Annotated in this window: 21 protein-coding genes; 10 read left to right on the forward strand and 11 right to left on the reverse strand. The window is 45.3% G+C overall.

The window, feature by feature from the left end; all coding sequences use genetic code 11:
• Positions 1-533 precede the first annotated feature (533 nt).
• From cobQ to PSE6802_RS0110985, 3 genes are all read left to right on the forward strand, one after another.
• Positions 534-2,000 (forward strand): cobyric acid synthase CobQ, encoded by a 1,467-nt coding sequence (gene cobQ, locus PSE6802_RS0110975; RefSeq protein WP_019500113.1) that lies wholly within the window; start codon positions 534-536, stop codon positions 1,998-2,000.
• A 103-nt stretch (positions 2,001-2,103) separates the two neighbouring features.
• Positions 2,104-3,378 (forward strand): AAA family ATPase, encoded by a 1,275-nt coding sequence (locus tag PSE6802_RS0110980; RefSeq protein ID WP_019500114.1) that lies wholly within the window; start codon positions 2,104-2,106, stop codon positions 3,376-3,378.
• A 9-nt stretch (positions 3,379-3,387) separates the two neighbouring features.
• Positions 3,388-4,083 (forward strand): HNH endonuclease, encoded by a 696-nt coding sequence (locus PSE6802_RS0110985; protein WP_019500115.1) that lies wholly within the window; start codon positions 3,388-3,390, stop codon positions 4,081-4,083.
• 180 nt (positions 4,084-4,263) lie between these two features.
• On the opposite strand, the gene PSE6802_RS34260 is transcribed toward PSE6802_RS0110985, so the two are convergent.
• From PSE6802_RS34260 to ffh, 6 genes are all read right to left on the reverse strand, one after another.
• Positions 4,264-4,404, reverse strand: coding sequence for a hypothetical protein (locus PSE6802_RS34260; RefSeq protein WP_193372405.1), 141 nt, complete (start codon positions 4,402-4,404; stop codon positions 4,264-4,266).
• A 35-nt stretch (positions 4,405-4,439) separates the two neighbouring features.
• On the reverse strand, positions 4,440-5,699 hold the full coding sequence (locus PSE6802_RS0110990) for a competence/damage-inducible protein A (protein ID WP_019500116.1): 1,260 nt from the start codon (positions 5,697-5,699) through the stop codon (positions 4,440-4,442).
• A 5-nt stretch (positions 5,700-5,704) separates the two neighbouring features.
• On the reverse strand, positions 5,705-5,887 hold the full coding sequence (gene rpsU / locus PSE6802_RS31900) for a 30S ribosomal protein S21 (RefSeq protein ID WP_071592280.1): 183 nt from the start codon (positions 5,885-5,887) through the stop codon (positions 5,705-5,707).
• The gene (locus PSE6802_RS0110995; protein WP_019500117.1) at positions 5,850-6,176 is read right to left on the reverse strand and encodes a KH domain-containing protein; all 327 of its coding nucleotides are present in this window, start codon (positions 6,174-6,176) and stop codon (positions 5,850-5,852) included. Before PSE6802_RS0110995 ends, rpsU begins: the two co-directional genes overlap by 38 nt.
• Positions 6,169-6,417, reverse strand: a complete 249-nt coding sequence (gene rpsP / locus PSE6802_RS0111000) for a 30S ribosomal protein S16 (RefSeq protein WP_019500118.1) — start codon at positions 6,415-6,417, stop codon at positions 6,169-6,171. Before rpsP ends, PSE6802_RS0110995 begins: the two co-directional genes overlap by 8 nt.
• An 86-nt stretch (positions 6,418-6,503) precedes the next feature.
• Positions 6,504-7,928, reverse strand: a complete 1,425-nt coding sequence (gene ffh, locus PSE6802_RS0111005) for a signal recognition particle protein (RefSeq protein WP_019500119.1) — start codon at positions 7,926-7,928, stop codon at positions 6,504-6,506.
• 101 nt (positions 7,929-8,029) lie between these two features.
• Between ffh and PSE6802_RS0111010 the strand changes: the two genes are divergently transcribed.
• The gene (locus PSE6802_RS0111010; protein ID WP_019500120.1) at positions 8,030-10,120 is read left to right on the forward strand and encodes a tetratricopeptide repeat protein; all 2,091 of its coding nucleotides are present in this window, start codon (positions 8,030-8,032) and stop codon (positions 10,118-10,120) included.
• Between the two features lie 22 nt (positions 10,121-10,142).
• On the forward strand, positions 10,143-12,140 hold the full coding sequence (locus PSE6802_RS0111015) for a tetratricopeptide repeat protein (protein WP_019500121.1): 1,998 nt from the start codon (positions 10,143-10,145) through the stop codon (positions 12,138-12,140).
• Between the two features lie 54 nt (positions 12,141-12,194).
• Here the strand turns inward: PSE6802_RS0111015 and PSE6802_RS0111020 are convergent, their stop codons facing one another.
• The 3 genes from PSE6802_RS0111020 to PSE6802_RS0111030 all read right to left on the reverse strand — a co-directional run bounded on the left by PSE6802_RS0111020 (position 12,195) and on the right by PSE6802_RS0111030 (position 17,576).
• Positions 12,195-12,806, reverse strand: a complete 612-nt coding sequence (locus PSE6802_RS0111020) for a Uma2 family endonuclease (RefSeq protein WP_019500122.1) — start codon at positions 12,804-12,806, stop codon at positions 12,195-12,197.
• A gap of 257 nt (positions 12,807-13,063) precedes the next feature.
• The gene (locus PSE6802_RS32575; RefSeq protein WP_162139220.1) at positions 13,064-16,222 is read right to left on the reverse strand and encodes a tetratricopeptide repeat protein; all 3,159 of its coding nucleotides are present in this window, start codon (positions 16,220-16,222) and stop codon (positions 13,064-13,066) included.
• Between the two features lie 13 nt (positions 16,223-16,235).
• Positions 16,236-17,576, reverse strand: a complete 1,341-nt coding sequence (locus tag PSE6802_RS0111030) for an ATP-binding protein (protein WP_019500124.1) — start codon at positions 17,574-17,576, stop codon at positions 16,236-16,238.
• A 194-nt stretch (positions 17,577-17,770) separates the two neighbouring features.
• Here PSE6802_RS0111030 and bchD point away from each other — a divergent pair, with 194 nt between their 5' ends.
• From bchD to PSE6802_RS28575, 5 genes are all read left to right on the forward strand, one after another.
• Entirely contained in the window at positions 17,771-19,801 is a 2,031-nt protein-coding gene (bchD, locus tag PSE6802_RS0111035) for a magnesium chelatase ATPase subunit D (protein WP_019500125.1), read from the forward strand.
• Positions 19,802-19,883: 82 nt separating this feature from the next.
• Positions 19,884-20,225 (forward strand): hypothetical protein, encoded by a 342-nt coding sequence (locus PSE6802_RS0111040; RefSeq protein ID WP_026103230.1) that lies wholly within the window; start codon positions 19,884-19,886, stop codon positions 20,223-20,225.
• The gene (locus tag PSE6802_RS0111045; protein WP_019500127.1) at positions 20,225-20,416 is read left to right on the forward strand and encodes a hypothetical protein; all 192 of its coding nucleotides are present in this window, start codon (positions 20,225-20,227) and stop codon (positions 20,414-20,416) included. Before PSE6802_RS0111040 ends, PSE6802_RS0111045 begins: the two co-directional genes overlap by 1 nt.
• Before the next feature lie 54 nt (positions 20,417-20,470).
• Positions 20,471-21,997 (forward strand): SMEK domain-containing protein, encoded by a 1,527-nt coding sequence (locus tag PSE6802_RS0111050; protein ID WP_156815490.1) that lies wholly within the window; start codon positions 20,471-20,473, stop codon positions 21,995-21,997.
• On the forward strand, positions 21,978-23,150 hold the full coding sequence (locus PSE6802_RS28575; RefSeq protein WP_051050569.1) for an argonaute/piwi family protein: 1,173 nt from the start codon (positions 21,978-21,980) through the stop codon (positions 23,148-23,150). The genes PSE6802_RS0111050 and PSE6802_RS28575 overlap by 20 nt, the downstream gene beginning before the upstream one ends.
• Here the strand turns inward: PSE6802_RS28575 and PSE6802_RS34755 are convergent.
• Both PSE6802_RS34755 and PSE6802_RS34760 read right to left on the reverse strand, forming a co-directional pair.
• The gene (locus tag PSE6802_RS34755; protein ID WP_019500129.1) at positions 23,147-23,539 is read right to left on the reverse strand and encodes an IS5/IS1182 family transposase; all 393 of its coding nucleotides are present in this window, start codon (positions 23,537-23,539) and stop codon (positions 23,147-23,149) included. The two genes, PSE6802_RS28575 and PSE6802_RS34755, sit on opposite strands and share 4 nt — an antisense overlap.
• Complete coding sequence (locus PSE6802_RS34760) at positions 23,518-23,937, reverse strand: IS5 family transposase (RefSeq protein ID WP_083901689.1); 420 nt, start codon at positions 23,935-23,937, stop codon at positions 23,518-23,520. The genes PSE6802_RS34755 and PSE6802_RS34760 overlap by 22 nt, the downstream gene beginning before the upstream one ends.
• Positions 23,938-23,961: the final 24 nt, after the last annotated feature.

A 23,961-nucleotide genomic window follows, 5' to 3' on the forward strand; every position in this document is an offset into this window, starting at 1 on the left:
TAAACATCCTCAAATCTTAGGCATCTAACGGGCATCTAACGGGTATCTATCTCTAGGATATCTAATATACCCATATACCTGCCACTATCATACAGGCTTATTCAAGAAATATAAAAAAGAAGCCCAACGATGCTGAGCCTCTGGAAGAAGACCATATAGGGTGGCAAGGTCTTTAATACTTATATTCTCTCAGGCTGAAAAGCAAATCGCATTCACTATTTGCGCTAATTTCCATACCAATGTAAGAAGAATTTCATGCGGCAAGTTGTTGTTTTATATTCAGAAAACTGCACGTACTCCTTAAGGCCGATCCGCATAGTAACTTATGTTACGTGGAACTGTTACGTGGAACTATAATCTCTCCTGACCCGCGTGTAACCCTATAATAAGGGGTCGCAGGGGCGCAGCCCCCGTTCTGGTTCTGTTCCCCCTCTCCCTGAGGGAGAAGGGCTAGGGGTGAGGGTTTCATTATCTTCTACGTAAGGCCATTAGTAATTAGAAGCGAACAATCTAAATTTAGTATCGCAATATTTATGCCAGCAATTATGGTAGTGGGAACTGCATCCAATGCCGGTAAGTCATTGATTTGTGCAGCACTCTGTCGCATCTTCGCTCAGCGTGGGTTGCGAGTTAGTCCTTTCAAGGGACAAAACATGGCGCTTAACTCCTATGTCACCCACGATGGTGGCGAAATTGGTTATGCCCAAGCAGTACAAGCTTGGGCTGCACGGGTGGAACCATCTGTAGAAATGAACCCCATTTTGTTGAAACCACAGGGTGACATGACTTCTCAAGTCATTTTCCTAGGGCAAGCAGTTGGAGCGACCAGAGCAGATGAATATTATCAAAATTACTTCGATCCAGGCTGGCAATGTATTACGAGATCGTTACAAAAACTAGAAACAAGTTTCGATCTGATCGTTTGCGAAGGGGCGGGCAGTCCCGCTGAGGTGAATCTGAAGCATCGCGATTTGACTAATATGCGCGTAGCGCAGCATCTCAACGCTACGACACTGCTAGTTGTAAATATCGATCTTGGTGGTGCCTTTGCCCATGTCGTCGGAACGTTGCAGCTACTCACTGCTGATGAGCGATCGCTAATTAAAGGCATTATTATCAACAAGTTTCGGGGACAGCGATCGCTGCTGCAATCTGGTATTGATTGGCTGGAGGAGTATACGGGCATTCCCGTAATTGGCGTAATTCCCTATCTGGATATTGCTTTTCCAGCGGAAGATTCCGTCAGTTTATTCGAGCGTCGCAGTCGTTTAGTTCCCGCTGAGATTGAGATTGCGGTTTTGCGATTGCCACGCATTTCTAATTTCACCGATTTCGATCCGCTGATCGCCGAACCAACTGTGGATGTGCGATATGTGATGCCACCGGAGAGTCTAGGGCAACCCGATGCCGTAATTCTACCAGGTTCAAAAACGACGATCGCCGATCTATTAGTTTTACAGGAAACCGGAACGATCGATCGCTTGCGCGATTACGTGCGCTCGGGAGGTACCATTATGGGAATTTGCGGCGGGATGCAAATGTTAGGGGAAGCGATCGCCGATCCCGATGGGAAAGAAGGGCAATCGGGAATCTATGCTGGTTTGGGAATGCTACCAATTAATACAACTATTTCTGCACGCAAAATTCTGAGGCAGCGCCAAGCGCGATCGCTTTATCCGTGCGAAGCGATCGTATCTGGTTACGAGATTCATCAGGGGATATCGGATTTTAGCAGTGACTCCCTCACGACTTCGCCTCTATTCGACGATCCGGATTTGGGAATGGTGTCAGCTAATCAAAAGGTTTTGGGAACATATCTACACGGTATATTCGACAACGGCAAATGGCGTCGCAGTTGGCTCAATCTCCTGCGCGATCGCAAAGGCTTAGCACCATTACCCATAGAAATTAGCGATTACCACATCCAGAGAGATCTGATCTTTGAACGATTGGCCGAAGCGATCGCTCCCCATCTCAACTTAGAGATATTAAAGCTCTAGAGACAGCCGATCCCCGATCGAAATATGGTGTTACTGCGCAGTGAAGTAAATTGAAGCGTTAAGATCTTGAAGAGGAAGCTTTTCTAGATTCAGCAAGGTAGCTATGAAAATCCACCAGCTAGAAGTTAAAAATTTCCGAGGTTTTGAGCGCGAAACGTTTCGTTTCTCCGATCGGTTTAATTTGCTAATTGGCGATAATGGCTCAGGTAAAACTGCTGTATTAGATGCATTAGCGATCGCAGCAGGCACTTTTTCTGAAAGATTTGTTGGACTCCGACATAATATTTATGATGATAAGTCCAGAATCCGGGATACTGACATTCGTCAAGTAAACCTTAAAAACGGACAAAATTTGAGTAGGGAGTACCAGTATCCAGTTGAAGTTTCTTGCCAAGCCGTAATTAATGATCGGGAAATTAGTTGGACAAAATCAGTTGTCTATAACGTTCGTTCCATTACACACGAAATTTCAATAGCCTTGCAACAAATTCAAGCAAAGGTTCAAGCTGGCGAGCACATTACCTTGCCATTAATTGTCTACTATGGAACAGGTCGTCTTTGGCAGAAGAAAAAGCGCAATGAAATAGAATTACCCAATTCGATTCCCCGTACATTTGTATACGAAGATTGCCTCGATCCCAGATCTAACCTAATTTTAGACTGGTTTAAAGTAGTTGATATTCCTTTCCTTCAGGAGCAAAATGCTTTTGTTTTACTAAATGTCGTAGAAGAAGCACTATCAATCTGTGACGTTGAAGGTTGGCAAAGTTTTACCTACAATAAACGAGAAGATAATCTTATTGCTACTGCTAAAGATAGCCGCACCTTTCCTTTTGACATGCTAAGTGATGGCATCCGAAATATGCTAGGGATGGTAGCTGATATCGCTTTTCGTGCAGCAGTTTTAAATCCTCACTTAGGATCGGAAGCAGCAAGGAAAACCCCAGGTATTGTACTAATCGATGAAATCGATCTGCATTTACACCCAAAATGGCAGCGACGAGTTGTCGAGGATTTAAAGCGAACTTTTCCTGAAATTCAATTTTTTGCTACTACTCATTCGCCATTTATGATTCAATCTCTTCGTCTTGGGGAACTCATTAATCTAGATCGAAGACCTGGAGAGTATTACAACAAAAGCATTGAGGACATTGCCGAAGATGTCATGGGCGTAGAGCTACCCCAGCATAGTGAGCGATGGCAAGATATGATGAAAGCGGCTGAGGAATATTATCGCGTACTGCAAGCATCTCAGGAAGCTAGTCCAGAGGAAGTTGAGAGACTAAAGGTAAAACTTGATGAATTGTCAATGCCCTACAGCGACGATCCTGCTTATCATGCTTTCCTGAAAATGGAAAGAACTGCTGCGGGTCTGTGATCGAGAATTATGAGACCAATTGAGCGTGGTAATACTCCAACAGATAACGCGGGCAGCCCAAGACGATTTCAAGAATACCAGAATGCGCGGGGAGACTTAATTGATAGGCTGGGAGAATATTGCTCCTACTGTGAAATGCACCTTGATGCCTCTTTAGCAGTCGAGCACGTACAACCAAAATCCTTAAATGTTGACCTAGAATTAGAGTGGAATAATTTTCTGTTAGGATGCTCCAATTGCAACTCCACGAAAAAGGATAAGTCGATTAACTTGGATGATTACTACTGGCCCGATCGCGATAATACCTATCGTGCATTTGAGTACAGCAAGGGTGGATTTGTAAGTGTAAGTTCGAGTTTGACAGAACCTGAAAGACAACGCGCTCGGGCAACAATTGAGTTAACAGGCTTGGACAAAATATCCCTAAATAATTTGCACAGGAGCGATCGCAGGCAAATTAACCGACGTGAGGCATGGGATATTGCTGAAAGGTCTCTCAAAAATTTAAATCAACGCGATAGTCTGGAAATGCGGGAGCAAATTGTGGAGACAGCCATAGCAAAAGGATTTTGGTCTATTTGGATGACCGTTTTTCGGGACGATCCAGATATGCTCGATCGATTTATTAATGCTTTCCCTGGCACATGCAAAAATTGTTTCGATCTCCAGGGTAAGCCTACATCCCGACCCGGAGGAATGCTTTAATTCATATTGCTTTAGTATCCAGCGTGCGATCGTAGCCTGAAATGAAACGCGGTGTCGCAGGGATGTTATTAACGCAGCGCAATAATTGAAAAGGTCAGCACTACATCAATCTGTAAGCTCGCATTAACAAAGAGCTAGCTGGTTTAGCTAGCCAAACTGGAATCTTTTTCCCTTGAGGGTTTAGTATCTGCTGCGGCGATCGCCACTTCTAACAGGGATAGGAACCAGTTCTGGCTCAGGCTGTCTTTGTCCCACTAAGGTTTCGAGTACGCGCTTGAATACTTCACCCAAATTTCTCAAAACTCTTTTGATAGATTTCACTATTAGTAGTCCCCTATCATATCTGGCTAATTTTATTAACCTATCATAACAAAACTTTTTCTTAAATGGTTAAGTGCGGAGTAAACGCTCATCCTTCTGACCCAATTTCTACCTCTAGACGGACTAAACTGATGCTTAATTGCCCGTACTTCACCATCAGGATTGGCAATGCCAATATAAACCAAGCCAACTGGCTTGGTTTCAGAGCCACCATCTGGCCCTGCAATTCCTGTAATGCTTATGCCCCAATCACTCTGCAATTTTTGCTTTACACCCCGAGCCATCTGGATCGCGACGGTCTCGCTTACAGCTCCTTGCTCGGCTAAGTCTGCGGCTGATACCCCTAATTGCTCGATTTTGACAGAATTACTGTAGCTGATGATGCCGCCCAGGAAGTAATCGGAACTACCTGGTATTTCCGTAAGCATCTCTCCTAGCCAACCGCCAGTGCATGACTCAGCTACAGCCAGGGTTTGGTTGTGCTGCCTTAGATATTGCCCTGCCACGCTCGCCAGCGTGTCGTCATCTTTGCCAAAGCAATGCTCGCCAGTCAGTTGCAAAATTTCAGCTTCAATGGGGGCGATTAACTCTAGCGCCTCTGCGATCGTGCTGGCGCGGGCAGTTATCCGCAAGCGTGCTTGTCCGTAACTAGCATAGGGGGCAACCGTCGGGTTAGACAGATTAAACAGGTGGTTGACGCGTTCTGAGAGGGCAGATTCGCTAATTCCAAAATATAATAGCTCTCGGGAATGAAAAATTGCTTCCAGCCAGCCTCGCGATCGCAATAGATCGGGCACTGTTGCTTCCCACATGGCATGTAGCTCGAACGGTACGCCGGGGAAAGTCAGGATTAATAATGTCGGTCTGGGCTGCCAAATCATGCCAGGGGCAGAACCAACCGGATTTGGTAATGTGTCGGCTCCCTCCGGTAAGAGTGCCTGCTTGCGATTGTTCTCGGTAATTTTTTGACCAGTATAGGCAAATTTTCGCTGAATATCTGCCCATAACTCCGGACGTTCCACTAAGGGTGTAGCAAAAAAGTCGGCGATCGCTGCTGTGGTCAGATCGTCTGGTGTGGGGCCAAGCCCACCCGTAGTGATAATCAGGTTACTGCGTCCGGCAGCGATCGCCAGTACTTTTTGCAAGCGTTCGGAGTTATCCCCGACCACGGTTTGATAGAAATGAGGTATGCCAAGCTGCGCTAGCTGTTGCGCTAGGTATTGCGCATTGCTATTCAGGATTTCTCCCAGCAATAACTCCGTACCGACGCAAATAATTTCAGCGCTGATATTCATGACAGTTATATGTAAGTGCGGCGACGTTTCCGTGCAGCTTCTTCCTTACGTTTGCGGCTGAGACTGGGCTTTTCATAGCGCTCCCGCCGTCTTACCTCAGCTAAGATGCCAGCTTTCAGGATCTTTTTTTTGAACCGTCTTAGTGCAGATTCAATTGACTCGTTTTCGCCTAGGCGAACTTCGGCCATGACTGTGCTTCACCTCCTTATCTGCATGTTTATCTCCAGGATTAGGATCGTATACATCAAGGTGCACGACCTGATTGGCAGATTGTGCTGCGGTATTCACCACCGTGCGAATAGCTTGGAGAGTGCGCCCGTTACGCCCCACAACCCTGCCTCTGTCAGCAGGATCGAAAGCGACTCGCACTCGCAGGCGATCGCCTTTAGAATTTGTTTCACAGTCGAGCCTGAGAGCATCTTGGCTATCTAGCAAAGGCTCGATCAGAAACTTAACCAGGGCAAGATAATCAGGCACGCACTAAATCAAAAACTTTGGCCTTATCTAAAATGCGACGAACAGTATCGGTTGGCTGGGCCCCTTGCTGCAGTCTCGTGACGATCGCGGGAACGTCCAGGCGCGTTTCGTGGGTACGCGGATTGTAGACACCCAGTTCTTCTAGGGGACGGGCATCGCGCCGCGTGGTGCTTTGAATAGCAACGATGCGATAGCTTGGCTCGCGCTTTTTGCCGAAGCGCTTTAATCTCAACTTGACCATGTATTTAGAGTTTGTTTGAATTAGTCCGCAATGTTAGATTAAGTTGCGATCTCTTAGTCTAGCAGATTAATTTTGAATTCTTAAGCCTACAGTTCGCCAAAGCCTTTCTTTTTCTTTTTTTTCTTGCCGTAGTTGATCCCAGGTGGACTGTTGGGGGTTGGCATTCCGGGACCCGGCATACCAGGGAAACTGGGCATGCCAGGCAAATTGGGCATTTTGCCTTGTCCCATTTGTTGCATCATGGCACGCATGCGCTGAAAGTCAGCCACCAGCTTAGTAACATCTTGAGTCTTGTAGCCCGAACCTTTGGCAATCCGTTGCTTGCGACTGGGGCTTTTGGCAATTAGGTCTGGATCTTGACGCTCCTCTTTGGTCATGGAGCCGATCATGGCTTCGCAGCGCTTGAGTTGCTTTTCCGCTTCCTGAAGCTGGCTATCATTCACCTTCATGCCAGGGATCATTTTGATCAAGCTACCAAACGAACCCATGCTTTTCATCATGCGGGTATTTTTGAGGAAGTCGTTAAAGTCAAACCTCGCAGCCAGAATTTTTTCCTGTAACTTAGCGGCATCGGCAAGATCGATTTCTTCCGTTGCTTTTTCAACTAGAGTAACAACATCGCCCATACCTAAAATGCGCGATGCCATCCGCTCGGGGTAGAACGGCTGCAACGCTTCCACCTTTTCACCCACACCAACAAATTTAATCGGCTGCCCGGAAATCTCCCGTACCGACAGAGCCGCACCACCACGGGTGTCGCCATCGAGCTTCGTGAGAATCGCGCCCGTAATACCTATTTGCTCGTGAAAAGTGCGGGTGAGGTTAGCGGCTTCCTGGCCAGTCATGGCATCCACCACCAGCAGTACTTCATGGGGATTAATGGCCTGCTTAATTCTGGATAGTTCTGCCATCATATCCCGGTCGATTTGCAGGCGACCGGCGGTATCGACGATGACGGTATCTATACCTTGTTCTTTAGCTTTAGCAACACCTTGCTTGGCAATTTCAACCGGATCGGAGTCCGTTCCCATTTCAAACACTGGGACATTAATTTGTTTACCCAAGGTTATTAATTGATCGATCGCCGCCGGTCGGTACACGTCCGTCGCCACCAGCATAGTACTGCGATCTTGCTTGCGCAGGTGCAGCGCCAGTTTAGCAGTTGCCGTAGTTTTCCCCGTACCCTGCAAGCCTGCCATTAAAACAACCGTGGGCGGCGTATTCGCTTCAGCGAGGGGATGGTTGGACTCACCCATAAGTTGTACCAGCTCATCGTAGACGATCTTGATAAACTGCTGCGCTGGGCTAACTCCCGCCACTACTTCGGCACCTAGAGCTTCCTCGCTGATGCGCTCGACCACCGCCTTGACCACGCTGAGATTCACATCAGCTTCTAATAAAGCCCGACGCACCTCCCGAATTGCACTTTGAATATTAGCCTCGCTAATTTTGTCTTGACCGCGCAGCTTGCGCCAGGCAGCCTCAAACTTTTCGGTGATTTCATCGAACATATATTTTTATTCTTTGCCCTAGGATTGACTGGTGGGTTGAGATCTCTTACAAATATGCCTTAAATAGCCTTTACTTTGATTCTAGATGTTTTGCGATCGCCATGAATAAACAAGCCCTAGAAAACGCCAAATTAGCCAGCAACTATCACCAACAGGGGCAACTACAAGCGGCGATCGCCCACTATCAAAAAGCGATCGCGTTTCAGCATGACTTTGTGGCGGCGCACTGGAATTTAGGTAGCATTTTGCAGGAACAGGGCGATCCCGAAGCGGGTTTGAGCCACCAACTGCAAGCTTTAGAAATAAAGCCGGACTTACTCAATCCTCAGCAACATTACCAAATGGGCAGAGGGTTTATGCAAAGTGGCAAACTGGATGCCGCGATCGCCTGCTACCAGAGGGCATTACGGCAGAAACCGGATTACATTGAAGTACTTGCCGCTCTCGGCACTATATATGGCAGGCAGGGGAATTTAGATTTATCGGTGCAATATTGGCAACAACTGATCGCCATAAATCCGGCGCTCGCCGAAGCGCACTATAACCTGGGCATTACATTTTGCCGTCAAGAACGCTTTGAAGCCGCGATCGCTGCTTTTCAGAGAGCGATTCATCTGCAACCTGACCTGGATGCCGCCCACTTTAGTTTGGGCGATGTTTTTTTGCAAATTGGTAATCTCGACGTAGCGATCGCTCACTTGGAAACCACAATCGATTTGCAACCCAACTGCGCTCAGGCATATAACAGCTTGGGATTGGCACTTAGTAGAAAATTGCAGGTAGAGCAGGCGGTGGCGATGTACGAACGCGCGATCGCGATCGCGCCCGATCTAGCGCAAGCGCATTGCAATCTTGCGGATGTTTTGCTCCAGCAGGAAAAACTGGATGAAGCGATCGCGGCTTGCCGTCAAGCGATTGCCCTGAAGCCAGATCTGGCAGCAGCATATTCCAATCTTGGCGTTGCTCTGATGCGTCAGGGGCAGTTAGAGGAGGCGATCGCTGCTTGCTCCGAAGCAATTAAGCTGCAGCCTAATTTGGCAGCCGCTCATAGCAATCTCGGTGAGGTTTTATTTAAACAGGACAGGTTAGATGAGGCGATTGCTGCCTACGAAAAAGCAATTGCACTCGACCCCAACTTAGGCGATGCCCATTGCAATTTGGGTGTAGCGCTGTGCGAACTAAATCGCATTGACGCAGCCCTGAAGCATTTACACAAAGCAGTGAGCTTGCAGCCCGATGATGCCATTTCCCATGTCAATCTGGGCATGACCCAAATCCTGATCGGTGATTTCGCCAATGGTTTAGTTGAGTACGAATGGCGCTGGCAACAAAAGGATGTGCCATCCCCCAAGTTTACGCAGCCACTATGGGATGGTTCGGAATTAGCGGGAAAAACTATCTTACTTTGGGCAGAACAGGGATTGGGCGACACTTTGCAATTCATTCGTTATGCGCCATCGATCGCCCAAAAGGGAGGTAGGGTAATCGCGAGTTGTCCAGTGACTTTGGTACGCTTAGTAGCGAGCGTGCCAGGTGTAGAGATGGCGATCGCGGAAGGCGAACCGCTACCAGCATTTGACGTTCACGCCCAAATGCTGAGCTTGCCCAGGCTGCTCGATACAACCGTCTCGAACATTCCTAGTATTCCAGTTCCCTATATTCCAGCCGATCTATGGCAGCATAAAGATATCTCTAGGGAATCCCTCTGCGATCGCGCCCTCAACGTAGGCATTGTTTGGGCGAGCGGCTATCGCCAAAGAGAGGACTCTCTGCGGTTCTATCACAAAAAATCCTGTCCGTTATCGCTAATGATACAATTGCTAGAATTACCCCACGTACATCTTTATAGTTTGCAAGTAGGGCGTAATGCTAACGATCTCGATGGGCTAGGAGAATTTAGCGATCGCTTGCACAATTGGAGTCCCTTAATCCGAGATTTTGCAGATACAGCCGCGCTCGCGAATCAATTAGATTTAGTGATTTCTGTAGATACGGCGATCGTGCATCTAGTAGGCGCTATGGGCAAGCCCGTCTGGACGCTTTTACCTTTCGCTCCCGATTGGCGCTGGTTTTTAGATCGCGAAGATACGCCCTGGTATCCCACGATGCGATTATTTCGCCAAACAGAACGAGGGGATTGGGATGGGGTAATGCGGCGAGTTTATGATGCCTTGAAAACTTTTCAGCTATGAGTAAATCGACAGGAGTAAACCGATGACTAATTTGTCTGAAGCTGAGATTTACTTCGAGGAAGGCAATCGACTGAATCGCCAGAATCAGTTGGAGGCGGCGGTGAAAAACTATCAACAGTCGATCGCGCTGCAACCAGATATGGCAAAAGCGTACGGCAACCTGGGCTTAACTTTGAGCCGACTGGGGCAGTTAGCAGCAGCGACCAGCAGTTACAAACAGGCGATCGCATTAGAACCAAATAATATTGACATCCGCTACAATCTGGGCGCGATCCTGCTAAAGCAGAATCTCCTCACTGAAGCCGAGCAAACCTTTAGGGCAATCTTGCAGATTATCCCAAATCATAGTAATGCCTTAGTTAGCCTGGGCAATATCTTCATGCAGCAAAATCGACTAGATGAAGCAACTAACATCTATCACCAGCTTGTAGAACTTCATCCCACACTTGCGGATCTGCGCTACAATCTTGCCGTTTTGATGTACCAACAAGGTAGGCTGGACGAGGCAACTTCCCATTTGCGATCGATCTTACTCATCGATCCCAACCATATAGGCTGCTATTTCAGTCTGGGTAATATTTTAGTCGAACAAAATCGATATGACGAAGCGATCGCCAATTATCACCAGGCTTTGCAGCTTAAACCCAATGACTCACTCATTCACTTCAAGTTAGGTAATGCCTTAGCCCAACAAGAGAAATTCCCAGAAGCAATTAGTAATTATCAGAGTGCCATTCAGCATCAACCCCATTATGTCGATGCCTACCAAAACCTCGGGATCGTTCTGCGCAAACTGGAAAGATTCGAGGAAGCGATCGCTGCCTATCAGAGCGTTTTGCAGATCGCTCCCAACCACCACGAGGTTTTCTATAATTTAGGGAATACATACCTCGACTTAGATCGATGCGATCGGGCGATCGCCTGCTATCAACGCGCAATTCAAATCTCTCCCAACTTCGCCCAGGCTCTCAATAGTTTGGGTACCGCCTACCGCCAGCAAGGTAGATTGAACGAAGCGATCGCCTGCATCGAAAGAGCGATCGCTATCCACAGCGATTATACCGAAGCGCACTTTAATCTGGCTAGCACTTTGTTATTGGCTGGCGATCTGCAACGAGGGTTTGCGGAATTTGAGTATCGTCTCAAGAGTCAGAATTTTGCCGATGTATATCAATCTTTTCAACAACCGCAATGGGATGGTTCGCCATTAGAAGGGAAGACTATTCTGCTCTATAGCGATGCGGCTTTGGGCGATACCATACAGGCAGTACGGTATATCCCGCAGGTTGTGGAGCGCGGTGGACGGGTGATTTTGCGCAGCAAAGAGAGTTTTCGGCGGTTATTGCAAAATAGCGCAGATGTAGATCGCTTTATTGCCGAAGAAGACGATCTGCCAGATTTCGAGGTATTTGCCCCATTACTCAGCCTCCCTCACATACTCGACACGACTCTAGAGACAATTCCCAATGGAGTTCCCTATATCTTTCCCCTGAGCTGCGCATGCGATCTGCCCTGCCCTATCCCAGATGCTATGAAAGTTGGTATTGTCTGGTCTAGCGGTTATCGCAGTGCATCCTACGAGTTGAAAAAATTCTATCGCCATAAATCCTGCGATCTTTCACTGTTCGAGCCAATTCTCTCTATGTCAAATATTTGTTTCTATAGTTTGCAAGTCGGGCAGAATGTTGAGGCAATTAGAGAGTTTAGCGATCGCCCCCACATTATTGACCTAAGCGATAAAATCCATGATTTTGCAGACACTGCGAATATTATCTCTCAGTTGGATCTGGTAATTACGGTCGATACTGCCGTGGCGCACTTGGCGGGTGCGATGGCAAAACCTGTATGGGTGTTGATTCCTTTTGTGCCGGACTGGCGCTGGATGTTAGGACGCGATGATAGTCCCTGGTATCCAACCATGCGACTGTTTCGACAAAAACAGATTGGCGACTGGCAGGAAGTTTTCGGCAGAGTACATGATGCCTTAAGTCAATATAAAATACCAGTATCGAATTTTTGAGTAACAGTAATGAGGGAATGAAAGCTGCCCTGTAACTGGACATCTTCAGAGAGTTTATATTCCTTCTTCTAAAATTTCTCGGACAGTTAATTGCAATTCTGGGAAGGCTTTAGAGATAATTACTTCGGAATCTCTAAAGACCGTGCGTTGATATTTACCTGTTTCGTCAAGATTGTGAACGAATACTGTGGGTTGTTTGGGCTTGCCCAAAAACTCAATTCCGCCTATGCCAAGGTAGTCAACAATCCAATACTCTGGAATGCCAAGTCTTTCGTACTCATCCAGTTTATCGATGTAGTCATCTTGCCAATTGGAAGACACGATTTCTACTGCCAATTGAATCGGCTCGGTTAGGGCAGAATATGCTTTGCGATTGGATTTCCAAAGTGTCCGATCGACTACGCTGACATCGGGATTGCGGCCTCGTTCCTCTCCATCCTTAGTCAATACTGCCAGCAGAACTCTACCTGTAACTAAATAGTTTAAGTTGAGGCGCTTGGACTCTTCTTTAAATCGATCGGCAATAAATTCTGCGAGCAGATCGTGTTCCCTTGTGGCTCTCATCTCAACGATTTCTCCATCCACAAGTTCGTAGATACCTTGTCCATCCGGGTACTGTTCGAGAAATTCATCAAAGGCGAGCTTGCGCGATTTTGTCTGCGTCATGGCGCTTTTCCTTAGCTAAGGAGAACCACTATTCACTAGCTATATTAGCAGGATTTGCACAAAAGGGGGTGTAGTTATAGCGTTTTTCAATTGAGAACAGGTTTTATCGACGGGGTGAAGGGGTGGAACCCCTTCTTGGGGGCAACGCCCCCAAACCCCCTTCTCGTTTTCATCTGAAAACCGCTATATACCAAATTTGAACAGTAAAAACGACAGATTATTGCAAGCGATCGCTCAAATCAGAAAGGTTAGTATCATCAAGACCTGCTCAGTTCATCTAATAACGCCTGAAATCGTGGATCGGAGCGAATACGATCGAAATCTGAATCCGTTCTTGCCAAGTTTTGATACTCTTCAGGATTGAGTTGAATTGCTTTCTGTAAATTCTCAATTGCTGGCTCGATTTCACCCTGCAAAGCGTAAGCACAAGCTTTATTATAAAGAGTTTTTGGATTGTCAGGTTTAATTTGCAAGGCTTTGTCATAAGTAGCGATCGCCTCTTCATAACGGCCCAGTTTAGCTAATCCTATGCCTTTGTTATTCAAAATTTCATGGTCTGGTTTGATTGCCAAGGCTCGATCATAGGCAGCGATCGCTTCTTCATCTCTACCTAAATTAGCTAAAGCAATACCTCGATTAGACCATACATAATAGTAGTCGGACTTGAGTTCTATTGCTTTGTCATAGGATGCGATCGCTTCTTCATGTCTGCCTAAATTAGCTAGAGCAGCACCTCGATTAGACCAAGCATCACTGTAGTCAGGTTTGAGTTCTACCGCTTTGTCATAGGAAGCGATCGCTTCCTCATATCTATCTAAACTAGCGAAAGAGACACCTTGACCGTACCATGATAGATGGCAATTAGACTGATGAGTAATAGCATTATGGTAAGAAGAAAGAGCTTCATCATGTCTGACTAACTTCCTAAGAACATCACCTCGCTCACACCATGAACTGTGATGACTTGGATCGATTTGAAGGGCTTGGTCAAAAGAGGCAAGTGCTTCCTCATGTCGATTCAACATGTATAAAGCATAACTTCGCTTATACCATGCATAGTGATAATTGGGTTGAATTTCAAGTGCTCGATCGCAGCTATCAATTGTTTCTTCGTAACGATTTAAGTTACATAAAGCCCATGCACGATTCCCTAATGCTTTGTAGTAGTCAGGCTTAATTTCTAATGCTTTATCAAAAGCAGCGAGTGCTTCCTTATTGTTGCCTAGTTTAGCTAGAGCTTTGCCTCGACCATGCCACGCATAATGGTAGTCAGGTTTGATTTCTACCGCTTTGTCATAGGATGCCAGTGCTTCCTCATATTTCTCTAAGTTGACTAGAGCAGCACCACGGTTGTTCCATGCAGTATGGTCATCAGATTTGAATTCTATAGCTTTGCTATAGGAGATAATAGCTTCTTCATATCTACCTAAATTAGCTAAAACAAAACCTTTAACACGCCATACATTAGGGTCATTAGGTTTGAGTTGTAAAGCCTTGTCACAGGAGTCAATTGCCTCTTCATGCCTACCTAAGTTGGTAAGAGCATTGCCGCGATTAAGCCAAGCGTAATAATCTGGTTTAAGTGCTATAACTTTGTCATAAGAAGCGATCGCTTCTTCATGTCTGCCTAAATTGGCTAGAGCAATACCTCGGTTGTGCCAGGCAGTGTGGTCGTCAGATTTGAGTTCTACAGCCCTGTCATAGGAGGTAAGTGCTTCTTCATGTCTGCCTAAATTAGCTAGAGCAATACCTCGGTTATGCCAGGCATTTTGGTAATCAGGTTTGAGTTCTATAGCCTTAGCATAGGAGATAATCGCTTCTTCATGCCTACCTAAACTGGTTAGAGCATCGCCGCGACTAGACCAACTATAAAAATAATCTGGTTTAAGTGCTATAGCTTTGGCATAAGAAGTGATCGCTTCTTCATATCTGCCTAAATTAGCTAGAGCAATACCTCGGTTATGCCAGGCATTTTGGTAATCAGGTTTGAATTTTATAGCCTTGTCATAGGAGGCGATCGCTTCTTCATGACGACCCAGGTTAGCTAGAGAAATACCTTGATTAAGCCACGCACTATCTTTGTTAGGTGTTATAGCTAGAATGAAACTATAGCATTCAAGCGCCTCCTCATACCTCCTTAATTGACTTAGAGCTTTAGCTTTGTTAGACCATGCTGCAGAGCAATCATATTTCGACTCTATGGCTTTATCACAAGCAGAGATAGCCTCTTCATACCTTCCTAAGTTCATAAGATCCCAGCATTGGTTGCACCATATCCAATGATAGCTAGGGGCACTCGGCAACACCGTGTCAATGTAGGGGGAAAACGGCTGCTCAAAGCCAATTAGCCCCTTTATGGAATGACCTTGGTCCAGCCATGCATTTTGAACTGGCAATAACTTGTCATAAGGGGCAATTACCTGCTCGTGACGAGTTAGATTACTAGAAGCAATGTCTCGATTAATCTGTGCATCACGGAAGTCAGGTTTGATTTTTAGGGTCTCGTCATAGGAGGCGATCGCTTCTATATACTTGCCCAAGTTTGATAAGGCATTGCCTCGCTTGTAGAACGCGAGGTAATGGTTTGGTTCAATGTCTACTACCTTGTTATAAGAGGCGATCGCTTGTTCATATCTGTCTAAGTTACCTAAGGCAATGCCTCGATTGAACCAAGCTTGGTAATGATCTGGTTTGATTTTTAAGACTTTGTCATAGGATGCAATTGCTTCTTCATCTTCACTGCTTAGGGCAAAAATATAACCTTGCTCAAATAAAAGCTTTACTCGGCGATCCAAGGTTTGATTTGGTTCGTTCAGTAGTTTTCCAATTTCTATGATTCGGTTATTGCATTGCCGGGAATTCCAGTTTGAGTATTCTTTGAAATCTCCTTCTAAGACAATTTGGGGAAATTCTCGATCTACGAATTCTTTGGTATGAAATTCAGTTACACTTGAATTCCAGTCAAAGAAATCTGGGGCACGATGGATAAAATATTTGATCGCAAATCGAGGCAAGAGAAAAACAAAACAGATGTTGGGAAAATGGTCGCGAAAATTTTCGCGCTGCCAATTTAAATGTGCAAGAACTGGAGGAACAGTATCTAGCTTATAGTAATCACCTTGACCGCCATAGCCTGGGCGAATGTATGCATCTAGAGATTTTTCTAGCCCAGATATAAATAGAATATCAATTTTATCGTGGTTGGGAAGATCTACTACACGATTGTAGAGATTGTCTATTGGCTGGTCTAATGGCAAGACTTCAATAATTTTATGGGAAACATCTTGCCTTATTCTTTTAATTAATTTCTCTCCTTCTACTAAGGTTACACAACGAACAAAGTATAAGCCAAATCCTTTGCGACGGCGCAGCGATCTCATCAGAGCTTTATATTCTTCCTCTGGATTTGTTTGCATATGCTTATCCCAATCAATTGTTGCTGTCCCCATGATTTTCCAGTTCTTCTAATGCAATCTTGAAGCCATCAAGCGCCCTAATCAAAGGGTGTATGTCATACCAGCTTTTTAATTCATCATCAGCATCTAAATAACGGTACTCATAGATACAACGCTTACCCAAAAGCAGTCGATGAATGTCGTCATTCAGAATCTTTTTAGTTTTAAATACTTTTGCTAAAGATTTCCACTCGCTATCATTAATAGCTTCAGCGTAAGTATTTCGAGCTTCAGATATCGCCCTTTGCACAGCTCTTTGGGAAATTGGCAACTTATCTGTCCAGTCGATAGCCGTTTGAATCATTTGCATCAAGTTCCGCACGTGACCGCCGCTCATGATGCAGAGGCGTTCGAGTATTTCCGAGCCTTCAAATACCTCTTTATCCAAAGATGTAGCTAGTTTTGGATCTACGATTTTTATCCTTTTGGCAATTGTCTCTCGGAACTTTTGCATGCCTTCTACATTGACACTATCATCTAGATTGCGTACCATCACCATTGGCAGCACATCAGGCTTGCTCTCATAATTATCATCAAACTTGGTCGCACGGCTAGACAGTACCATCGAAATTGGAACGGTATAAATGACGTGGCATTCCAGACCCTTTAGTTGTTCGCTACGATTCAAAAAAATTTCATCGTGGTTGTTCTGTCCGTCCGTTATCTTTTCTACAGTGCGATCTAGACTGTCAGCAATTACCACTAAACCTGCGTATTTTTCCTTTTCTAGTTCTTTTTTTGCTACTTTAATAAATTCATTTAATGCTTTTACTAGCGAGACTGTATTGTCATTTACCTGCTGCCGTACCTTGGCTCTAATATCGGGAACTGCCCTGAGGTTAGCGGAAATTTTGGCAAATTGAGAAATTTGCTGCTCTAGGGTCAATGTGTCAAATTCAACCTCAGTTAAGGCTAGCTCTTTTAGTGATTGCCACCGATCTTTCATCCATTGCAGCAGTGGATTATATCCTACTTCAAGCTTGTAACTACTGACCAAACGGCGCGTGCAGGCAAGCAAAATATCAGCATATTCGGTATCTTGCGGTTCGATGTCCTCCTCCGCTGCAAAATACACGACAAAATACTGCTTTTTTTCTAAATGCTTTTTTAGTTGCAATAACTCTGTGGACTTGCCCACACCTCGGTGTCCCGTATAGAGTTGGCAAGTAGGTTGTTTAGAGCGCACGATCCGATTGCCTAACTCTCTATGAGCGCTCCAGCCTCCTCGTACGCTTTCGTAGTCCACATACGCACTTGGTTCAGGTGGTTCTGAAGGCTCAAAGGCGCTATAGATCTCGGTAAGTATATCTGCCATCGGTGTTGAGTATAGAATCGGATTTGTAAGGTTCCTAACTCCCAAATTCTAACCCGATTTGTCAAGTGAGGTATATGTCAAGCTGTTTTTTAAACGTGGAACCCTATACAGAGCCGAGGTTGCTGCCCTAACTCAGAATAGCCCCACCGCGATCGGGTCAATTTCTGCGGTGATGAGACGATCGCAGTTAAGTTATGCTGTTAAGACTGAACGATCTGTGTGGTATGGTAGCGACTTTAACATCTCCTCTGGTATTTCCTCTGGCTGCTGTCGTAGGACAGGAGGCAATTAAAACGGCTTTGTTACTGGCGGCGGTAGATCCGGGACTGGGGGGCGTGGCGATCGCGGGACGTAGGGGTACGGCTAAGTCGGTGCTGGCACGGGGACTGCACGCACTCCTGCCGCCAATTGAAGTCGTAGTTGGCTCGTTCAGTAACTGCGATCCGACCAAACCGGAAACTTGGGAAGATAATTTGAGCGATCGCCTGGGCGATCGTGACATGGAAACCAAGGTTATTCCCGCGCCATTCGTGCAAATTCCGCTGGGAGTGACCGAAGATCGCCTGCTGGGTTCTGTGGATGTGAGCAAGTCGGTGCAGCAGGGAGAGACGGTATTTCAGCCTGGACTATTGGCGGAGGCAAATCGGGGCGTATTGTACGTGGACGAAATTAATCTGCTGGATACGCAGATTTCCAACCTGTTATTGTCAACCCTGAGTACGGGCTATAACCAGATCGAGCGTGAAGGTATTAGCTTTCAACATCCCTGCCAGCCATTGCTAATTGCCACCTACAATCCCGAAGAAGGCGATATCGGCGCGCATTTACTAGATCGGATTGCGATTACGCTATCGGCGGATGGCGTGTTGGGGCTGGACGAGCGCGTGGAAGCGGTGGATATGGCGATCGCCTATGCCAACAATCCAGAGGGCTTCCTGTCTCAGTTTGATGAGGATATTGAGAATCTGCGCACGCAAATTATCCTGGCGCGGGAATGGTTGAAGGACGTGTCTGCCACCGCCGACCAGGTGAAATACCTCGTGAACGAGGCAATCCGTGGTGGCGTGCAGGGACATCGAGCCGAACTATTTGCCCTGCGCGTGGCGAAAGCCCATGCTGCTATAGATGGTAGAACTAATCTCAATGCCGACGATCTGCGTAAGGCGGTGGAATTGGTAATCGTGCCGCGTGCCACAATTTTGCAGGAACAGCCGCCAGAGCAACAACCGCAGTCTCCACCACCGCCACCGCCCGAAAATTCCGAGCAGCCCGACGAGCCGCAGGATGAGGATGAGGACGAACCGCAAGAAGAGGTAGAACCGCCCAGCCTGCCAGAGGAATTTGTCTTCGATCCCGAGGGCGTAATTCTCGATCCGGAGGTGATGTATTTCGCCCAGTCGCTCAAGCGTCAGGGTAAGTCCGGCTCGCGCAGCATGGTATTCTCGCAGGAACGGGGTCGATATATCAAGCCAGTGATGCCGCAGGGTAAGAGCGATCGCATTGCTGTTGATGCCACGTTGCGTGCCTGTGCGCCTTACCAAAAGGCGCGGCGCAGTCGCCATCCCGATCGCAAAGTGATTGTCGAAAATGTGGATATGCGAGCGAAACGCTTGGCTCGTAAAGCGGGGGCGCTGGTAGTATTCGTAGTGGATGCCTCTGGCTCGATGGCGTTGAATCGGATGCAGTCCGCCAAGGGTGCAGTGCTGCGCCTTTTGACGGAAGCATATCAAAACCGCGACCAGATTGCTTTGATTCCCTTCCGAGGCGAACGGGCAGAGGTCTTGCTGCCACCCACGCGCTCGATTGAAGCGGCGAGGAGGAGATTGGATTTGTTACCCTGTGGAGGTGGTTCGCCCTTGGCACACGGTCTGACGCAGGCGGTTAGAGTGGGACTCAACGCGCAGCAGTCCGGCGACGTGGGGCAGGTGATGCTGGTAGCAATCACCGACGGGCGCGGTAATATTCCGCTCTCGCGATCGCTAGGCGAACCAGCCGATCCAAATATCAAACCCGATATCAAAGCAGAGTTGTTGGATATTGCCAAAAAGATTCGGGTGCTAGGCTTATCTCTGTTAGTGATAGATACGGAAAACAAGTTTGTTTCAACTGGCTTTGCGAAAGAGTTAGCCCAGAATGCTGGCGGCAAATATTATCATCTACCGAAAGCAACTGATGCGGCGATCGCGGCTATGACCCGCAACGCGATTAACGACATGCGCAGTTGATGATGAGTAGCAGTGACTAGCTTTTCAGCTTGAGACACTGCTAAAATGCTAAACTTGAATGCGATTAGTGTTTCATAATTCTGTGGCTGAAATCTCCAAAGAGGCTATTGGCAAAATTTTAGAATTGATGGGTAGGCTATCAATGTTAATAGATGCAGCTTCATCTATAGAGTTATCTATTTTTAATAATTATGGTGAAACTGAGGAAATAGTCTACGTGTTAGAGCAACTACAAAACACTAAGGAGAGGGGAATTTCCGCTTATTCAAGGCTTTCTACTCTTCTGTTAAAAGTGTCTGAGGTTCAACCATCTGCGCCTATGGTTATGATGGAGATGTTAGCCAAAGCCATGGAGCAAGCCCAGGCTACTGTTGACGCTGGAGAAGCAACTGTTAGAGAAGCAAGAAATGATTGGAGTATGTAATGACTACACCTGTTATACCAGATCCTCAAAAAGTTCAGAAAACTGTAGTTAAGTTGCAGGAAGTTTGCCAGCAATTTGACGCGCTGAACTTTACACTTGATGAATTAATTGCACAAGTTGATGCAGAAATACAAAATAGCCCCTTGACGATTTACCATCTTAGGAAAAATCGCGAACCGCAAAGCGCATAGCGCTCGCATGCAATGAAATGGGGGTTTACGCTATGGATTATGGAGTAAAGATTGTTGCCGTTCGGTGATGCAAACCGTTCGCTTTATTTCTTGGCGGGTACTGTACTTTACACTTCTATGAACCTTTTGGAAGCACGTAATAAAATTAACTCTCTAATGTCAGTATTTGTTACGCAAGTGAAAGGTGCAACAGTAATGGGACAAACGGACATCAATCGAGTTGCGGAAATGATGCTTATTCCATTGTTTGCGGAGGTGTACGGCTTTAAGGCACTTAAAAACTTGAACACTGATAAGGATAATCACCCAGCAATTGATTTGGGTGATGAAACTGCTAAGGTGTGCGTTCAAGTCACGTCAACATCTGACATAGAAAAAGTGAAATCTTCTTTACGAAAATTTGTGGAATACAAGTTTTATGAAAAGTACGATCGATTGATCGTTTACATCCTAACAGAAAAGCAAAAATCATACTCAAGTAAAGCTTTTACGAATATTATTCAAGGGAAATTCAAGTTTGACTCAAAGAAAGATATTCAGGATTCCTCTAACTTATTAAAAGTAGTAGCTCATTTCTCGATCGATAAAGTAGAAAAAGTAAAAGAAATCCTTGAGGCAAATATTGAAGGCAAAACTAGACTGCTTCCCAGCCCAGAAGAACATAAGACTGAGACCACATATCTTAATCTAGTCAAAATATCCTTTCCTAAAACTCTCTACACAGCGGATTTAGCTATTCAACCACAATTTTCCTCTGCCGATAGAGGTAAATCATCAGGAAGAAGAAATAGCGCTCCGCGAGAGATAGTTCAAGAAGCACTTGCAAAACAAGGGCTGAAGTTTGGAGTTGATTGGGAGTATTTTAAGAGAAGAATTATTACATTCCACGATCTTAACAATAGTGATTTACCTCTAGCAAAAATTGTGAATAGAGAAACAATAACTGAAATCAACACTCAGGAATTCTTTGATAAAGGTGAGGAGCACGAAAAAACATTCAAATCCTTGTTGAGAAGATGCTTACAACAAAAACTATATCAACAGCAAGTTTTGTGGCAATATAAAGAGCAATTATTTATATTCGGTCAAATCGAAGAAGAATCAGAGCGTAAAGAACATTGGTTCGGAGAACGTGCTGCCGATAGAGTAGTTTATGAGCGATTTATGAAGAAAGAAAAGCCGCTTGAAACTTCTTACTGCAAGCATCTTGCTTTCAAAATACAATTTAAGAGATTTGGGGGGGATTGGTATATCCTAATTAAGCCAGAATGGTTCTTTAGCTATGATGGCTACAAAAAATCTTCCTTTAATAAAGATAGAGCTGATTGGTTAAAGAAAAGAGAGAACAATAATCAGGTTTTTAACCATCTTCGTTTCATCACATATTTTCTGGGCAATAGCGAACCTCTTCAAATTACTAAACGCACCTATCCATTTCTTTCCTTTGGACAACTTCTATCCTTTGATTCCTCTCCTTTGTTAAATGACTATGAATGGAATCCTCCAAAGAAAGAAGAAGAAGAGGATTTCAATGATATTCAAGATCTACCATTATTTAAGTATGAAACTGCACCTAATTGACGAGCCTCTCCTTGAATTTGCCCAGGGAAATCATGTTTGCCCAAGAAAGGGAATTACGGACTTCAATGTTTATGATACAAAAATGAGTGCAAGACGAGAGCGCATTTTTGTAGGTGCAGTTGGCACGAGTGACAATTTAGCCAAATTATCTGCCTGGCTAGAAAGATGCTCAAACTTCATTCCAGCTAACTCTAATAGCAAGCACCCTACGTTATTTCCTGCGTTCTGTGGATTTAATCAAAGCTCTGGATTTAAGGCAAATCTGCTGTTTGAAGAGGGAATTACACGAAACATAAACAATTCTGATGTTAGGAAGATTCTTGCAATTACAAGTTGGAACGAACGTGTTGATGCTGCTATTGAACTGTATTATAAGTACGTTAAGTTCCTAGCTCAAAATAGAACCGTTGATGTAATTGTATGCATTATCCCTACCCAATTGTATGACAAGATTGTTCAAGAAGACCATGAGTCTTTTGAAGATTCTGATAGAGATGAAGAACCTCAAGACAATCTAGAAACTAACTTTAGGAGAGCTTTAAAGGCAAAAACCATGCATCTTGGTAGACCATTACAACTTGTAAGAGAATCATCTTTAGAATCAAATGCCAGAGGTCAACAGGATGATGCAACAAAAGCATGGAATTTTTGTACTGCACTTTATTACAAAGCAAATCAAACTGTCTGTTGGAAACTAATTGCAAATCCACATAGACCATCTATCTGCTTTGTTGGCGTTAGTTTCTACAAAAGTAGAGATAGAAAGATTTTGCATACTAGCTTGGCACAGATATTTGATGAACTTGGTAATGGGGTCATATTGAGAGGTACTCCAGTTGACTTGAATAAAGAAGACCGACAGCCACATTTAATGGAAAAACAGGCTTATGAGTTACTACAATCGGCTCTATCAGAGTACCGGGTAGCTATGAATAATTCTCCTGGCAGGTTGGTCATGCATAAATCTTCAAATTACTTTACGGATGAGCTAAAAGGGTTTCGTCAAGCAGCATTAGAGTCTCAGGTAAATACGGTTGATTTTGTGACTATCCTTCGCACAGATATTAGATTGTTTCGAGGTGGTATATATCCTCCATTTAGAGGCACACATATCGAGATGGATTGGAATACCCACCTCTTAGAACCCATTTAGGAAGTCGCAGTTGCCAGATTTCTTAGCATTTTGCGGATTAAAGCCAAGTAAATAAACGATTCAGACATTTGCTCATAAAATTCATAATCCTTGCTTAGTCTACGACAATTACCTAACCAAGCAAAGGTTCGCTCTACCACCCAACGCTTTGACTCCACTACAAAACCTTTCTGATTGTCTGCCCGTTTGCTAACTTCCCAAAGCCATCCGAAGTTGTCGTTGACCCATTGTGTGATTTCATCACCAGAGAATCCAGCATCAACCAGAATTTTCTCTAATCGTGGTAATGGAGATGTGAGATTCTGTAACAACTGCTTAGCTCCTGCTCTTTCACCGATGTTAGCTGCACACACCAACACCTTTACAACTAAGCCCAAGGTGTCAACCATAGCGAAGCGTTTCTGCCCTTGATTTGCTTACCGCCATCAAAACCTCGACTGCCCGCACTTTCTGTTGTCTTCACACTCTGGCTATCGATACTCACCAAGCTTGGGGTCGCCTCTTTACTAACCTTTTCCCTAAATTGTTGGCTCAATTTGCGATTAATCTCCTCCAGTAGCCCAGTTCTTTCCCACCTTTGCCAGTAGAAATAGACCGTTGAGTAAGGCGGAAAGTCATGGGGTAGATTCTGCCATGTACAACCATTTTTGAGTATATAGAAAATGGCATTCAGTAACTCTCGCATATTTGTTTTGGGTGGCCTACCCCATTTTGATGGTTTGGGTAGCATGGGTGCGATAATTTCCCATTCTTGGTTGGATAAATCGGTATTATAGGATCGGCGCATCTCTTCAGGTTTATACTAGACTTC

The organism is Pseudanabaena sp. PCC 6802 (genome assembly GCF_000332175.1).
GTDB lineage: Bacteria > Cyanobacteriota > Cyanobacteriia > Pseudanabaenales > Pseudanabaenaceae > PCC-6802.